Source organism: Klebsiella sp. CN_Kp100, from assembly GCF_040065315.1.
In the GTDB taxonomy this organism is placed as follows: Bacteria; Pseudomonadota; Gammaproteobacteria; order Enterobacterales; family Enterobacteriaceae; genus Klebsiella; species Klebsiella oxytoca.
The window spans coordinates 54,756-69,962 of sequence record NZ_JBEAIJ010000044.1; the positions used below are offsets into that span (position 1 = coordinate 54,756).

The 15,207-nt window shown below is 54.1% G+C and carries 14 protein-coding genes; 4 read left to right on the forward strand and 10 right to left on the reverse strand.

Translation table 11 applies throughout. The features are described 5' to 3' along the window. The first annotated feature begins 35 nt into the window (after positions 1-35). On the forward strand, positions 36-785 hold the full coding sequence (locus ABLV12_RS19790; protein WP_004101403.1) for a DNA-binding transcriptional regulator YciT: 750 nt from the start codon (positions 36-38) through the stop codon (positions 783-785). A 277-nt stretch (positions 786-1,062) separates the two neighbouring features. Then, the gene (osmB, locus tag ABLV12_RS19795) at positions 1,063-1,281 is read left to right on the forward strand and encodes an osmotically-inducible lipoprotein OsmB (RefSeq protein ID WP_004139496.1); all 219 of its coding nucleotides are present in this window, start codon (positions 1,063-1,065) and stop codon (positions 1,279-1,281) included. Positions 1,282-1,377: 96 nt separating this feature from the next. Here the strand turns inward: osmB and yciH are convergent, their stop codons facing one another. From yciH to pgpB, 5 genes are all read right to left on the reverse strand, one after another. Next, complete coding sequence (gene yciH / locus ABLV12_RS19800) at positions 1,378-1,704, reverse strand: stress response translation initiation inhibitor YciH (RefSeq protein WP_108703920.1); 327 nt, start codon at positions 1,702-1,704, stop codon at positions 1,378-1,380. After that, the gene (gene pyrF / locus ABLV12_RS19805; protein WP_017146059.1) at positions 1,704-2,441 is read right to left on the reverse strand and encodes an orotidine-5'-phosphate decarboxylase; all 738 of its coding nucleotides are present in this window, start codon (positions 2,439-2,441) and stop codon (positions 1,704-1,706) included. Before pyrF ends, yciH begins: the two co-directional genes overlap by 1 nt. A gap of 192 nt (positions 2,442-2,633) precedes the next feature. Then, complete coding sequence (gene lapB, locus ABLV12_RS19810) at positions 2,634-3,803, reverse strand: lipopolysaccharide assembly protein LapB (protein ID WP_016808525.1); 1,170 nt, start codon at positions 3,801-3,803, stop codon at positions 2,634-2,636. A gap of 6 nt (positions 3,804-3,809) precedes the next feature. After that, positions 3,810-4,118, reverse strand: coding sequence for a LapA family protein (locus ABLV12_RS19815; protein ID WP_004101395.1), 309 nt, complete (start codon positions 4,116-4,118; stop codon positions 3,810-3,812). Positions 4,119-4,253: 135 nt separating this feature from the next. Beyond that, complete coding sequence (gene pgpB / locus ABLV12_RS19820; RefSeq protein ID WP_004101394.1) at positions 4,254-5,021, reverse strand: phosphatidylglycerophosphatase B; 768 nt, start codon at positions 5,019-5,021, stop codon at positions 4,254-4,256. Between the two features lie 162 nt (positions 5,022-5,183). Here pgpB and ribA point away from each other — a divergent pair, with 162 nt between their 5' ends. Beyond that, positions 5,184-5,774, forward strand: a complete 591-nt coding sequence (gene ribA, locus ABLV12_RS19825; protein ID WP_004101393.1) for a GTP cyclohydrolase II — start codon at positions 5,184-5,186, stop codon at positions 5,772-5,774. A gap of 63 nt (positions 5,775-5,837) precedes the next feature. Here the strand turns inward: ribA and acnA are convergent, their stop codons facing one another. The 4 genes from acnA to topA form a co-directional block, all read right to left on the reverse strand. Further along, positions 5,838-8,510 carry an aconitate hydratase AcnA gene (gene acnA, locus ABLV12_RS19830; protein WP_016808523.1) on the reverse strand — a complete coding sequence of 891 codons (2,673 nt, stop codon included), beginning with the start codon at positions 8,508-8,510 and terminating at the stop codon, positions 5,838-5,840. Between the two features lie 397 nt (positions 8,511-8,907). Next, positions 8,908-9,075, reverse strand: a complete 168-nt coding sequence (locus ABLV12_RS19835) for a YmiA family putative membrane protein (protein ID WP_004101391.1) — start codon at positions 9,073-9,075, stop codon at positions 8,908-8,910. Between the two features lie 245 nt (positions 9,076-9,320). Beyond that, positions 9,321-10,295, reverse strand: coding sequence for an HTH-type transcriptional regulator CysB (cysB, locus tag ABLV12_RS19840; RefSeq protein WP_004101390.1), 975 nt, complete (start codon positions 10,293-10,295; stop codon positions 9,321-9,323). A gap of 327 nt (positions 10,296-10,622) precedes the next feature. Beyond that, a complete protein-coding gene (topA, locus tag ABLV12_RS19845; protein WP_004101389.1) occupies positions 10,623-13,220 on the reverse strand; it encodes a type I DNA topoisomerase in 2,598 nt (865 codons plus the stop codon). A 409-nt stretch (positions 13,221-13,629) separates the two neighbouring features. Between topA and ABLV12_RS19850 the strand changes: the two genes are divergently transcribed. Continuing rightward, a complete protein-coding gene (locus ABLV12_RS19850; RefSeq protein ID WP_004101388.1) occupies positions 13,630-13,881 on the forward strand; it encodes a YciN family protein in 252 nt (83 codons plus the stop codon). Between the two features lie 54 nt (positions 13,882-13,935). On the opposite strand, the gene sohB is transcribed toward ABLV12_RS19850, so the two are convergent. After that, complete coding sequence (sohB, locus tag ABLV12_RS19855) at positions 13,936-14,982, reverse strand: protease SohB (protein ID WP_016808521.1); 1,047 nt, start codon at positions 14,980-14,982, stop codon at positions 13,936-13,938. Positions 14,983-15,207 lie beyond the last annotated feature (225 nt).

Here is a 15,207-nt window from a genome sequence, read left to right on the forward strand (position 1 = left end):
CGCTCGCCCAAACAGCCCTTAACTGCGAAGTTGCTATGAACGCCCGACAACAAAGTATTTTGCAAATGGTCATCGATAAAGGCCGTATGAGCGTGGCCGATCTCGCGAAAATGACCGGTGTCTCTGAAGTCACCATTCGCCAGGATTTAAACTCATTAGAAAAGCAGAGCTACCTGCGACGTACCCACGGCTTCGCCGTTCCGCTGGACAGCGAAGATGTGGAAACCCGCATGATGACCCATTTCGCCATTAAGCGAGAGCTGGCTGCGCGGGCCGCTACGCTCGTCTCCTCCGGGGAAACGGTATTTATCGAAAACGGCAGTTGCAACGCCCTGCTCGCCCGTACGCTCGCCGAGCGCGGCGATATCACTATCATCACCGTCAGCAGCTATATCGCTCACCTACTGAAAGAGACGCCCGGAGAAGTGATCCTGCTGGGTGGAATCTACCAGAAGCGCAGCGAAAGCATGGTTGGGCCTCTCACGCGGCAGTTTATTCAGCAGGTTCACTTCAGCAAGGCCTTTATCGGCATCGACGGCTGGCAGGCCGAAACCGGATTTACCGGACGAGATATGATGCGCGCCGATGTGGTGAACGCGGTGCTTGAAAAGGGCTGTGAGGCGATTGTGCTGAGCGATAGCTCGAAGTTCAACGTTGTGCACCCATATCCGCTCGGGCCGATCGGCCGATTCAACCGCATTATTACCGACGACAATCTAAACGATGCCGTGCATAACCAGTTAACGCAGTGCGGCTTAACCGTAAATATCGTCAACCATCCCTGATCGTTCTCCCTGCTTTGCCTTTAATATGCCGGGCCGTACCCGGCATAGCTCTCGTCTGAGACTTATCTGACCGCTGAATTCAGACTTTTTACCTGCCTGAAAAATTTATTGAAAGTAGAATTAATGTTAGCGATATAACAGGAAGTAACTATCACCTGCGTGAATAGAGCAACACCTGCGCAACTAAAGCTTCATGGAATACTCCCCGAGCTGGCGTAACAAGCTATGCTTAAGGGAAGTTGTATCCATGAATAGATTATTCAGGAGAAAAAAAATGATGACTTCAATGAACAAAAAAATGGCCGCTGTGGTTCTGGCCGTCACTGTTGCAATGTCTCTGAGCGCTTGTTCGAACTGGTCTAAACGCGATCGTAATACCGCTATCGGCGCAGGCGCCGGTGCGCTCGGTGGCGCGGTGCTTACCGACGGCAGCACCCTGGGTACCCTGGGCGGCGCGGCAGTCGGCGGTATTATTGGCCACCAGGTAGGTAAATAATTTAACCGCAAGCAATTAAATTAAAGTTTATATTAGCTGACCAGTACACCAGCAAAAAATTGCAGGCCACGATAATTATCGTGGCCTTATTATTGATTAACCGCCAGCCAGCTTAACCTTCATCCCTTTGGCTTCAAGAAGCGTTTTTAGCAGGTCGCGCTTATCGCCCTGAATCTCAATCACACCGTCCTTTACCGACCCACCGCAGCCGCATTTCTTTTTCAGCTCGGCGGCAAGTTTAGCCAGCGCTTCATCATTTTCATCAATCCCACTAATCAGGCAGACGCCCTTACCCTTACGACCGCTTGTCTGCCGCTGGATGCGCACGATACCGTCCCCTTTCGGGCGCGCTTGTACCGGTTTGGGTTCATCAATACGACCGCGGTCCGTTGAGTACACCAGTCGGCTATTGGAATCGCTCATCATGCCTCCTTATTCAACGATGCGTTGATGCTGCGCAGCGTAGCAGCAGGATCGGCAGACTGCGTGACCGGGCGACCAATGACCATATAATCCACGCCAGCTGCCTGCGCCTGCTCCGGCGTCATAATTCGCCGCTGGTCGCCGGCGTCGCTGCCTTGTGGACGAATGCCCGGCGTCACCAGCCTGAACGCCTGGCCCCGTTCTTGTTTAAAGCGAACCGCTTCCTGCGCCGAGCATACCACGCCATCCAGACCGCAGCGCTGGGTCAGCTCCGCCAGCTTCGCGGCGTAGTCGGCTGGAGAAAGCGTAATCCCCAGATCCTGTAGATCGCTGGCTTCCATGCTGGTTAGCACGGTGACGGCAATTAACAGCGGGGCGTCTTTGCCGAAAGGTTGAAGGGCTTCACGTGCGGCGGTCATCATACGCGCCCCCCCGGAAGCGTGAACGTTGACCATCCAGACGCCGAGCTCAGCCGCTGCGGCGACCGCGCGGGCGGTGGTATTCGGAATATCGTGAAATTTTAGATCGAGAAAAACTTCGAAACCGCGCTGATGCAGGTCGCGAACAAACTGCGGCCCCAGTAGAGTAAACATCTCTTTACCCACCTTCAGGCGACAGTCGCGCGGGTCGATACGGTCGACAAACGCCAGCGCTTTATCACGGTTATCATAATCAAGAGCAACGACGACGGGAGAGGATGTGACAACGCGGGAAGAAGATGTAGCAGTAGACGTCATGACCGGACCTTAATTGTTGATGAGCGCCGGTTCGGCGCAAAAAAGGTAAACGGGCAGCATTCTACCTGCGATAAGGCAAAAATAACAGGCTGCATTTCCCTGTCTGCCGGACGATTCGACTACCGTAGCCGGAGGAGATGATGAAGATAAATCCATTAGTATGTTGTAACTAAAGCGCGCGTTTTTTTAAATTTACTGCCCATCCAGGCCGCGAATTGGCTTAATGGTGGACCACGAGCGGCACGACGGGCAGTGCCAGTACAACGTATGCGCGGTGAAACCACATTTTTGACAGCGGTAACGCGGCTTGCTGCGGACCTGTTCGCCCACCATCTGGCGCAGAACGCCCAGGCTCTGCTTCGCCCGCCCCTCTTCGGCTTCATTAATATGGTAATCGATCAGCTTATGGAATACGCGCATCGTCGGGTGGCGCTCCAGCTGGCGCGTCACATAGTTTTGCGCGGACTCAATTCCTTCTCGCTGCTCAAGGATTTGTGCCAGCATGAGGTCGGCCGTCGCCCCGGTGTTTTCATCCGCGCAGCGGCGTAAGAACGCTTCCCACTCGTCGATTTTCCCCAGCTGCTGGTAACAGGTTTGCAGCATCTCCAGGGTTTCACCGACCAGTTCTTTGTCTTGCTCAATTACCCGCTCCAGGCTCTCGACGGCTTTGACGTAGTCGCCCTTCTCCATCCACACCCGGCCCATCATGATGGAGACGCGAGCGCTGTTCTTGTCCGCAGCGGCGCCTTTTTTCAGTAGCGCCATGGCCTTATCCAGGTCATTGCCCGCCATTTGCTGCAGCGCCAGCTCGCACCAGAAGTTGGCGATTTCGCCGCGGTGCTTCTCTTTACCGAGCTTAACCAGGCGTTCCGCCACTTCAATCGCCGACTGCCAGTCGCTGGTTGACTGATAAATCTGCAGCAGCTGCTGTAATGCACCAAGGCGAAAATCCGTTTCATCCACCAGCTGTTTAAACATCCCCTCCGCCCGGTCATACAGCCCGGCTGCCATATAATCGCGCCCCAGCTGCTGAACCGCCAGCAGGCGCTGATCGTAAGTTAACGAGGCGCTTTCCATTAAGCTCTGGTGAATGCGGATAGCGCGGTCAACTTCGCCGCGCGAGCGAAACAGATTGCCCAGCGTAAGGTGGGCTTCGACGGTGCCGGTATCCTCTTTCAGCATATCGAGGAACAGATCGACGGCTTTATCCTGCTGATTGCTCAGCAGGAAGTTAACCCCTGTAACGTAGTCACGCGACAGACGGCTCGCATCGTCCTGTTTGGACTGTTGTGCACTTCTGCGCCCCATATACCAGCCATATGCTGCGGCAACGGGCAAAAGCAGAAACAACAACTCCAGCATAAATGATTATTCCTTCACCGCAGGAACACCGGCTTCAGCGGGCGCAGCGCCGGCTGGCGCAATCTGATGCTCCAGACGCTTAATTTTGCGCTCGGCGCGCGCCAGAGAGACGCGGACGCGCAGCCAGAAAAGGCCGCAAATCAGCCAACCGATGGCAAAACCGGCAGCAAAAAGCACGGCCAGCAGCGTTGAGATACGGAATTCACCCTGCGCGAGCAAATAGTTGAACGTGACCACCTGGTCATTCTGCGCTCCCAGCGTCACTGAAATGACGAAGATTGCTAACACCAATAAGAAAATTAGAAAATATTTCACATGACTTCCCGTTATGTGGGTTGCGCGTAAGAATCCCGCGTTCAGCCCTATAAAGTATCATTTTCGCCGCAGCGGTGAAATGGAAATGCATGACGCCAGTACAGGATATGCGGCCTGAAGCTGGCAATATCAACACTATTCCGGCGCTGCCGCCCTTTTTTTAATATCCTGCGCCTCTTCACCCGGCGGCGATAGCGGACCGCAGAACCGCTGAGCAAGCCAGGTCGCCAGGGTCACCAGCAGCCAGGAAATGAGCGTCGCGACGATCAGGTCCTGCGGCCAGTGCATGCCCAGCGCCAGGCGGCTCCCCATCACCGCTACGGCCCACGTCAGCAGCAGCGCCATGGTTACCCAACGACGCCGGGGCCACAGCAGACCTACGCCAAGCAGCGCCCAGCTGGCAGCAAACATGGTGTGACCAGAAGGGAAAGCGAAGCCGGTCTCTTTTTGCCAGTGCTTACGCAAAAAGTGCGGAATTTGCTGCTCCTGGGCCAGCTGCTCATGCACCAGTTTAGCGCGTTCTTTGCGTTTCAAGGTGTAGAATTGGGTGACCGGCACCTGCCGGGCCTGTTCCAGCCAGATGACAAAGGGGCGAGGCTCCTGAACGCGGTCTTTAATCCACGACTTCATACCCTGGCCCAGCAGGATCGCGGCGCCCAGAATCAGGAACAGGACTACCGCGGCGCGCAGACGAAATCGCAGGCACCACAGGAACCAGGCGCATAAAATAACGTGCGTGATGATGCCCCAGGGTTGCGTCACCGTCTCGGTCACCCAGTACAGCAGCTTCATCATGCCTGCCGACAGTTCCGGATGCCATTTCCAGCCGGAAATCCACACCACAGCAGGCATAATCAATAGCAGGGCCGCGCCAACGGCGGTTCGTCTGGCAATCAACAGCATTTCATCTCCTTATTCTTTGACCTCAATATCATAACGGAAAGTAGTTCGTTTGTGCGCTTTGCGCGCAGGTAACCGTACGCAATTAGGAGAACGTCGCGCCGTTGTGGCAAAATAGCGGCAAACAGAAGCACAGTCAGGTGCTGATAGAATCTGGAGAATCACATGCAGCTTAAACGTGTGGCAGAAGCCAAACTGCCAACCCCATGGGGCGATTTTCTCATGGTGGGTTTTGAAGAACTGGCAACCGGGCAGGATCACGTCGCGCTGGTTTTCGGCGATATTTCGGGGCAATCCCCGGTGCTGGCCCGCGTACACTCTGAGTGTCTCACGGGCGATGCCCTTTTTAGCCTGCGCTGTGATTGCGGATTTCAGCTGGAAGCGGCGCTGTCGCATATTGCCGAAGAGGGGCGCGGTATCCTGCTGTATCACCGACAGGAAGGGCGCAATATCGGCCTGCTGAATAAAATTCGCGCTTACGCTTTACAGGATCAAGGCTATGACACCGTCGAGGCTAATCATCAGCTGGGCTTTGCCGCCGATGAGCGTGATTTTACCCTGTGCGCGGATATGTTTAAGCTGCTCAACGTTGAACAGGTGCGTCTGTTGACCAACAATCCGAAGAAGGTTGAGATCCTTACCGAAGCCGGAATCAACATTGTCGAACGCGTGCCGCTGATCGTGGGCCGCAACCCGAAAAATGCCCACTATCTCGATACCAAGGCGGCGAAAATGGGCCACCTGCTGAGTAAATAATCCGCCGCATTAATAAGAAAAGGGCCAGAGCATATGCTGGCCCTTTTTATATCAGACGCAGGTTTAGAGCATATTGCGGATCACATAGTGCAAAATACCGTCGTTCTGATAGTAGGTCAGCTCAGTCGCGGTATCGATACGGCAGCGGCACTCAATGACCTCCTGACTACCGTCCGCGCGGGTGAGCTTGACCGGTACCGTCATACCTGGCTGTAGAGCCTGCAGGTTGCTGATATCAATCCGCTCCTCGCCGTTCAGCCCCAGCGTTTTGCGCGTTACCCCTTGCGGAAACTCCAGCGGCAGAATCCCCATACCAATCAGGTTGGAGCGGTGGATACGCTCGAATGACTCGGCAATCACCACCCTGACGCCCAGCAAACGCGGGCCTTTAGCCGCCCAGTCGCGGCTGGAGCCGGAACCGTACTCTTTGCCGGCAATGACCGCCAGCGGCGTGCCCTCCGCTTTATAGAGCATTGCAGCATCGTAGATAGCAATAGGCTGGCTATCCGGAAGATGGCGGGTCATTCCCCCTTCCACGCCGGGCACCATTTCGTTACGTATACGGATGTTGGCAAAGGTGCCGCGCATCATCACCTCATGGTTGCCGCGACGTGAGCCGTAGGAGTTAAAGTCGATGCGTTCGACGCCGTGATTCTGCAGATAACGCCCCGCAGGACTATCGGCTTTAATGCTGCCCGCCGGTGAGATGTGGTCGGTGGTAACCGAGTCGCCCAGCATAGCCAGAATGCGCGCTCCGTGAATATCCTCCACCGGTTCAGGTTCAACGCCCATTTCATCAAAGAAGGGCGACAGACGAATATAGGTCGAATCATCCTGCCAGTCGTAGGTATCAGAGCGATCCACTTTAATCGCCTTCCACTCGGCGGTCCCTTCAAATACTTCAGCGTACTCTTTGCGGAACATCTCCGTTGAGACCTGCTCAACCGCCTGGGCCACTTCGCTGCCGCTCGGCCAGATATCTTTCAGATACACCGGCTGACCCTCTTTACCGGTCCCTAATGGTTCACGCGTCAGATCAAGATTCATATTACCCGCCAGAGCGTAGGCGACCACCAGCGGCGGTGAAGCCAGCCAGTTAGTTTTTACCAGCGGATGAATACGTCCTTCAAAGTTGCGGTTGCCGGAAAGCACGGCCCCGACGGTCAGATCGCCCTGCTTGATTGCCCGCTCAATGGGATCCGGCAGCGGCCCAGAGTTACCGATACAGGTGGTACAGCCGTAACCGACCAGGTTAAATCCCAGCTCATCCAGATAGGGCGTCAGCTTTGCATGGGCCAGATAGTCGGAAACCACCTTCGATCCCGGCGCCAGCGATGCTTTAACCCACGGCTGCGGTTTGAGGCCCAGCTCGACAGCTTTCCTCGCCAGCAAGCCAGCGGCCATTAGCACGCTGGGGTTGGAAGTATTCGTACAGGAGGTGATCGCGGCAATCACCACCGCCCCGTCCGGTAGCGAGTACTGCTGCCCGTTTAAGGTATAGTCGATTGGTCGTTTATCTTTCTGCGCGTGATTCACCTCCAGTTCGGTGCTGGCAGCAAAGGCATGAGGCACATCGCCGAGAGCCACGCGATCCTGGGGACGCTTCGGCCCTGCCAGACTGGCTTCGACGCTACCCATATCCAGCGCCAGCGTACTGGTGAAGACCGGTTCATCTCCGGGCTGACGCCACATCCCCTGGGCTTTCGCATAGGCTTCCACCAGCGCCACCTGCTCTTCACTGCGCCCGGTCAGGCGCATATAGTCAAGCGTGACCGCATCAATCGGGAAGAAGCCACAGGTTGCGCCATACTCCGGCGACATATTAGCGATAGTCGCACGGTCCGCCAGCGGCAGGGAATCGAGGCCATCGCCGTAGAATTCAACAAACTTACCTACTACGCCATGTTTACGCAGCATCTGAGTGACCGTCAGGACCAGGTCCGTCGCGGTGATACCTTCACGTAGCTTGCCGGTCAGCTTAAAGCCGACGACGTCCGGTATCAGCATGGATACCGGCTGTCCAAGCATGGCGGCTTCCGCTTCGATACCGCCCACGCCCCAGCCGAGTACGCCTAAACCGTTAATCATTGTGGTATGTGAATCGGTACCGACCAGCGTGTCCGGGAAGGCTACCCACTCGCCGTTTTGCTGTTCGCCCCATACCGCCCGACCGAGATATTCCAGGTTAACCTGGTGGCAAATTCCGGTGCCCGGCGGCACCACGCTGAAGCGGCTGAAAGCCTGTTGTCCCCAACGTAAGAAGACATAGCGCTCATGGTTACGCTCCATCTCAAGCCGGACGTTTTCTTCAAAGGCATCATCATCGCCGAAACGGTCTACCGTAACCGAATGGTCAATGACCAGGTCGACAGGAGAAAGCGGGTTCACTTTGGCGGTGTCGCCTCCCAGGCGTTTTACCGCTTCGCGCATCGCCGCCAGATCGACGACGGCGGGAACACCGGTGAAGTCCTGCATCAGAACGCGCGCTGGACGATAGGCAATTTCCCGGTCGGCATGGGCATGCTGCAGCCATCCGGCAAGGGCATGAATATCTTCGGCGGTGACGGAATCACCGTCCTGCCAGCGCAACAGATTTTCCAGTAGCACTTTAAGTGATTTGGGCAAGCGCGAGAGATCGCCCAGTTCTTTGGCGGCCAGCGGTAAGCTGTAGTAATGCCAGGTTTTATCTTTAACCTGAAGCGTATCCTTGCTGGCTGCTCGTAGGGTTGACGACATAGCTCCTCCTTTACCTTAGGGATAGCATCCCCTGATCCTCCTCAGGGTCATTATTAAAGATAACACATCTTTGATGTAACACTTTGATAACAACTCAAATTGCTAAAATTGGTTAAGCGGATTAAGACAGGAAATTTGAATAATAGAGGGTGGTAATATTGAGAAGCATTGAAGAAGGTGCGTTTACTTCAACAACCGAGGTGTATTAGTACGCGAGTACAAAGAAGGACTAATCGCCATTATTTTGCCGATTAGTCCAATAGAGAAAATTTATTGAGCGAATCTAAAAAGAGAAAGATTATATCCTCCTTATTGCCGCTATTTTTATCAGATGGAAATTATTCTCAATATTTCACTTGTCATAAAACTGACACAACCATTTTGACTGGCAGGTGCTCTAGCTTAGAAACCAAACGTTGCAGATAACCAGAGCAATGACGCTCCAGAACATCGCAAGCCCAAGGATAACGGCGCTCCAGGCCTTACTTCTCAAAACCGGATCTATCTCAGTCTTGTCACGTTCCTGTGACATCGTAAACTTCATATAATCGATATCACTAATCATTTTTTCACCACCAATCGCTAAGAATTGCTAACCACAGATAAATCTTAATTATGGATGCGCTATTAATCCAGCGAATTCGCTTCCCGGCAGATATCTTTAATCATTATTTTGATCGCGACAGGTATATTTGCAAATCTGGTATGAGGAGTTAACGAAAATTGTGATTCAGACAACGTTTAGATATTCAAATTCAGGTCATTATAGGTTTTGGCATCCCCGTGAGGATGCCATCATTTTTTCTGCGGTTATTTTTCCGGTAACTTAATATCTTTGAACATGGCCTCAATATCTTCATTTGAGCGCAGAGCGACCGCGGTATCGACCACGTCTCGGGTCAGATGCGGTGCAAATCGTTGAATAAAATCATACATATAGCTTCGTAAGAAGGTGCTGCGCCGGAAGCCTATTTTGGTGGTGCTGTGGCTGAATATATCATTGGCGTCCAGCTTGACCAGGTCCGGATCGGAAACCGGGTCGACCGCCATACTGGCTATTACCCCTACCCCAAGCCCCAGGCGGACATAGGTTTTAATCACATCGGCGTCAGTCGCGGTAAACACGATGCGCGGCGTTAAACCGGCGCGATTAAAGGCGGTATCCAGTTCAGAACGACCGGTGAAACCGAAGGTGTAGGTCACCAATGGATACTGCGCCAGCTCTTCAATCGATACCGACTCTCGCGACGCCAGCGGATGTTCCGGCGTCACGACCACGGAACGGTTCCAGTGATAGCACGGCAGCATGACCAAATCATCATAGAGATGAAGCGCTTCCGTAGCGATAGCGAAGTCGGCATTGCCTTTCGACACCGCCTCGGCGATTTGCGTTGGCGAGCCCTGATGCATGTGCAGCGAGACGCGGGGATAGCGTTCGATAAAACCTTTGATAACCCCCGGCAGCGCGTAGCGCGCCTGGGTATGCGTGGTCGCCACGTACAGCGAACCTTTGTCAGGCCAGGTGTGCTCTCCGGCCACCGATTTAATCGCATCCACCTTCGACAGTACTTCGCGAGCGATGCGGATGATCTCCTGGCCCGCAGGAGTAACCTGGGTCAGATGTTTGCCGCTGCGGGCGAAAATCTGAATTCCCAGCTCATCTTCCAGCATGCGAACCTGCTTGCTGATGCCCGGCTGTGAGGTATACAGACCTTCGGCAGTAGAGGAGACGTTCAGATTATGGTTAACAACCTCAACGATATAGCGGAGCTGCTGTAGTTTCATGGCTGATATCCGATAGCGCGTAAAATGAACCCGCTTAATACATTTTACGTTCAGGCGACGATCCGGCTGGCAATCCAGTCTGGCTCTGCCTCTCTGCGACTCGCCATTTAGACGCCACAACGTATCCTGAAGACGATGATGTATAAGACGATTTGATAATAAAAAAGAGATTAGCTATAACCACTATATCATTTATATCTACTATGTATAGATACTAACAAAAAATAATAAGACAGTTATAAGGCGGGAGATAAAAAAGCAGATTAACGTGGGAGATCAGTCACCTGGGAAATGAATGAAGGGCCGCAACGCGGCCCTCAGGAGAGGTTATTTCTTCGCTTCGGTCCATTTACCGTCGATATAGAAGGCTGACCAGCCGGTCGCTTTACCCTCTTTCTCAGAAGCAACGTACTGCTGTTTAGTTTTGCGGCTAAAGCGCACCAGCGTTTTGTTGCCTTCCGGATCCTGCTGCGGCGCATCGGCCAGATAGCGCAGCTTCTCAGGCAGACGATCGCGGAAGCGGAACAGCTCTTCCACAAGCGGCGCGCGAGTTTCGCGGGATTTCGGGAAAGTATTGGCGGCAAGGAATACGCCCGCCGCGCCATCGCGCAGGACGAAATAGGCGTCTGACTTCTCGCACGGCAGTTCCGGCAGCGGAACCGGATCTTCTTTCGGCGGAGCCACTTCCCCATTACGCAGGATCTTACGGGTGTTTTTACACTCGTCGTTGGTGCAGGCCATGTACTTACCAAAACGCCCCATTTTCAGGTGCATTTCGGAGCCACATTTCTCACACTCAACGATCGGACCGTCATAGCCCTTGATGCGGAATTCGCCCTCTTCAATCTCGTAACCATCGCAGGTCGGGTTATTACCGCAGACGTGCAGCTTGCGCTTCGGATCGATAAGGTAGCTGTCCATTGCCGTGCCGCATTTTTTACAGCGACGTTTGGCGCGCAGTGCATTGGTTTCGGCGTCATCGCCTTCCAGCACGTTGAGAACTTCGTTTTCCGGCACCAGGTTAATGGTGGTTTTGCAGCGCTCTTTCGGCGACAGCGCATAGCCCGAGCAGCCAAGGAACACGCCGGTGCTGGCGGTCCTGATCCCCATCTTGCGCCCGCAGGTTGGGCAGTCAATGCTGGTCAGCACCATAGGGTTCGGCTGCATGCCGCCCTCTTCCGGATCTTTCTCTGCCGTTTGCAGCTGCGAAGTGAAGTCCCCGAAGAAGCTGTCGAGCACCTGCTTCCACTCGGCCTGATGGTTCGCCACCTGGTCAAGACGGTCTTCCATCTGCGCGGTGAAGTCGTAGTTCATCAGATCGCGGAAGTTCTCTTCCAGTCGATCGGTGACGATTTCGCCCATTTTTTCCGCATAGAAACGGCGGTTTTCCACTCGTACGTAGCCGCGATCCTGAATGGTCGAAATGATTGACGCATAGGTAGACGGACGACCGATGCCGCGTTTTTCGAGCTCTTTAACCAGCGAGGCTTCGCTAAAACGCGCCGGCGGCTTGGTAAAGTGCTGCGCTGGCGTCAGTTCGACCAGGCTCAGGCTGTCGCCCTTATTGACCAGCGGTAAAGTACGATCTTCATCGCCTTTACGCAGGGCTGGCATCACCTTAGTCCAACCGTCAAAGCGCAGCGTACGGCCGCGGGCTTTCAGTTTGAAATCGCCGGCTTTTACCGTCAACGTGGTGGAGTCGTACTGCGCAGGAGTCATCTGACAGGCGACAAACTGGCGCCAGATCAGCTGATACAGTTTCTGCGCATCAGATTCCATATCTTTTAAGGTTTCGGCCAGCACGTTGACGTCGGAAGGACGAATAGCTTCGTGCGCCTCCTGCGAGTTTTCTTTGCTGGCGTACTGATTCGCGCTCTCCGGCAGATACTTCTTGCCGAAGTTATCGCCAATGTAGCCGCGCACCATGCTCAGCGCATCCTGGCTCAGGTTCGTCGAGTCGGTACGCATATAGGTAATGTGTCCCGCTTCATAGAGTCGCTGGGCCATCATCATGGTTTTCTTCACGCCGAAGCCAAGACGCGTGCTGGCGGCCTGCTGCAGCGTGGAAGTGATAAACGGCGCGCCCGGCTTGCTGCTGGTCGGTTTGTCTTCACGCTCCAGCACGCTGTAGCTGGCTTTTTCAAGCAGCGCGACGGCCGCCATGGTTTCATCACGGCTTACCGGACGGAACGGCTTATCGCCGTTGTGCGTTACCTGCAGCGGCAATGCATCGCCGCCTGGGGTGGTGGTGCTGGCGTCAACTTCCCAGTACTCTTCCGGAACGAACGCTTTAATTTCGCGCTCGCGCTCGACCACCAGACGTACCGCAACCGACTGGACGCGGCCTGCGGACAGACCGCGGGCAATTTTTTTCCACAGCAGCGGAGAAACCATATAGCCCACCACGCGGTCCATAAAGCGACGCGCCTGCTGAGCGTTAACACGGTCAATATTCAGTTCGCCCGGCTTTTCGAAAGCCTGACGGATAGCATTCTTGGTAATCTCGTTGAACACAACGCGGCTATAGCGCTGTTCATCACCACCGATAACTTCCCGCAGGTGCCATGCAATGGCCTCCCCTTCGCGGTCAAGGTCGGTTGCGAGATAGATGTGGTCGGCTTTTTCCGCCAACTGTTTGAGTTCAGAAACGACCTTTTCTTTACCCGGGAGTATTTCATAGTGCGCATTCCAGTCATGCCATGGGTCCACGCCCATACGGTTGACCAGAGCGCCGCGTTCATCCTTCTTAGGCTTTTTAGCCCCTTTGGTGGAGGTAGAGTCGGCGCTCTTTTTAGATGCTGAGCCACTGGTCGGCAAATCGCGGATATGACCGACGCTGGACTTAACCACGTAGTCATTACCCAGATACTTATTGATCGTTTTGGCTTTTGCCGGGGACTCAACGATAACGAGAGCTTTACCCATATTCACCTTTACCTAATTTGATTCATCCAGGAATACATCGCACATTGATTCACCATCCACTGGCGACACGTCACAACCTATGTTGCGTCGTTGTCGATGGATATCAACCCTTTGCACCGGTTTCACATCCATAAAACCAGATAGCTGAGTTTGCTGGCTTTTTCTTGCCAGGCGACATAGCACGAATAATTTTTGGCCGAATGTCAAGCAAATCTGTTGCCAGATCGCTGAAAGCGTCACACTGTACCTGATAAAATTCGTTACGCAACTTTATTAGCATGCAAAAGCAAATCCCGCCACTAACTGATGTTTATTCGGCGCGTGCAATTACCCCTGTAAGATCAATGGAAAATTTGCCCCTCGCCGTCGTGCGGCGTAGACTACCCGCGAAGAATCACAGGAGGCATTTATGCAAGGTACAACCCAACCCATCGATCGCCAGACGCTTCTGGAAAAAGCCAACAAACTCATTCGCGAACATGAAGATACGTTAGCCGGGATCGAGGCCACCGACGTCGTGCAGCGTAACGGCGTGCTGGTGTTCAGCGGCGAGTTTTATCTTGATGAGCAAGGACTGCCCACGGCGAAAAGTACGGCGGTATTTAATATGTTTAAATACCTCGCGCACGAACTGTCTGATAAGTATCACCTGGCGGATTAACACTTCTGCCCGACCCTGACGAAAACGCGAGGCCGAAGCCTCGCGTTGTCTGGATTACATCAGCGGTTTTTGCCCGCGCTGCCACCAGCGCAGCAGGAGTTTATCAGCGCTTTCCGCGGCGCTACCGGTAAAACGATCGAGCATTTTCTTACGCTGCTGATAGCGCACGCCGATCACCTCGTGTTTATCCATCAGACCCAACAGTAGCTCATCGCTGGTTTCCACCGCATCCACAAGCCCCTTCTCCAGCGCCTGAACGCCGTACCAGTGTTCGCCAGTGGCTACCTGTTCAATATCGAGTTCGGGACGCATCTGGTGAACAAAATCTTTGAACAGTCGATGGGTATCGTTGAGGTCTTCGCGGAACTTCTGTCGCCCTTCTTCGGTATTTTCGCCCAGCATCGTCAGGGTACGTTTGTACTGTCCTGCCGTATGCAGCTCGATATCGATATCTTTGTTCTTCAGGAAGCGATGAAGGTTCGGGATTTGCGCGACGACGCCAATAGAGCCAAGGATAGCAAACGGCGCACAGACGATTCTGTTCGCCACGCAGGCCATCATATAACCGCCGCTGGCCGCGACTTTATCTACCGCCACCGTTAGCGGGATCTGTTTGTCGCGCAGACGCTGCAGCTGTGAAGCGGCAAGACCATAGCCGTGAACCACGCCGCCGGGGCTTTCGAGGCGAATGACCACCTGATCGCGCGCCTTTGCCGCCGCCAGGACCGCGGTGATCTCTTCGCGCAGACTGCTGACTTCATGCGCATCCATGCTGCCTTTAAAATCGATCACCCAGACGCGCGGTTTGGCGTCCGGCTCAGGCGTTCCCAGCTTCGCCCGCGCCTTAGACGCCTTAGCTTCCTGCTTAAGCTTTTTCTTTTGCGCTTTATGCCACAGCTTCTGCTGCGGCGCATCGAGCAACGAAACCGCCAGCTCTTCCTTCATCTCCTTATATTGCTCGCTAAGATTGGTTACCCGCAGCTCGCCGCGCTGTTTTTTGCGCTGAGTCAGGTTAACAATAATGGCGACGATAACCGCAATTGCGACAACGATGGTCGCGATTTTGGCCAAAAACAGGCCATATTGAGCAACTAATTCCACGTTTTCACCTTGTGTAAACCACTGACGTTGGCGCACAGTGTACATCAGCCGTCGGCGAGAAGTCTTTGTGCTTTGTGTCGCGTGCGAGGCGCCTTCCTGTTTTTTTCAGCGACGATGAAATCGTTGCAAGATATTAATTCCGCGAAGAGTTTCCGCTTCGCCGATTGCATTAGCGGGCGCTTTCAGGCATAAAGAGGCCGAATTTAGTTAAAAACTCATTATATA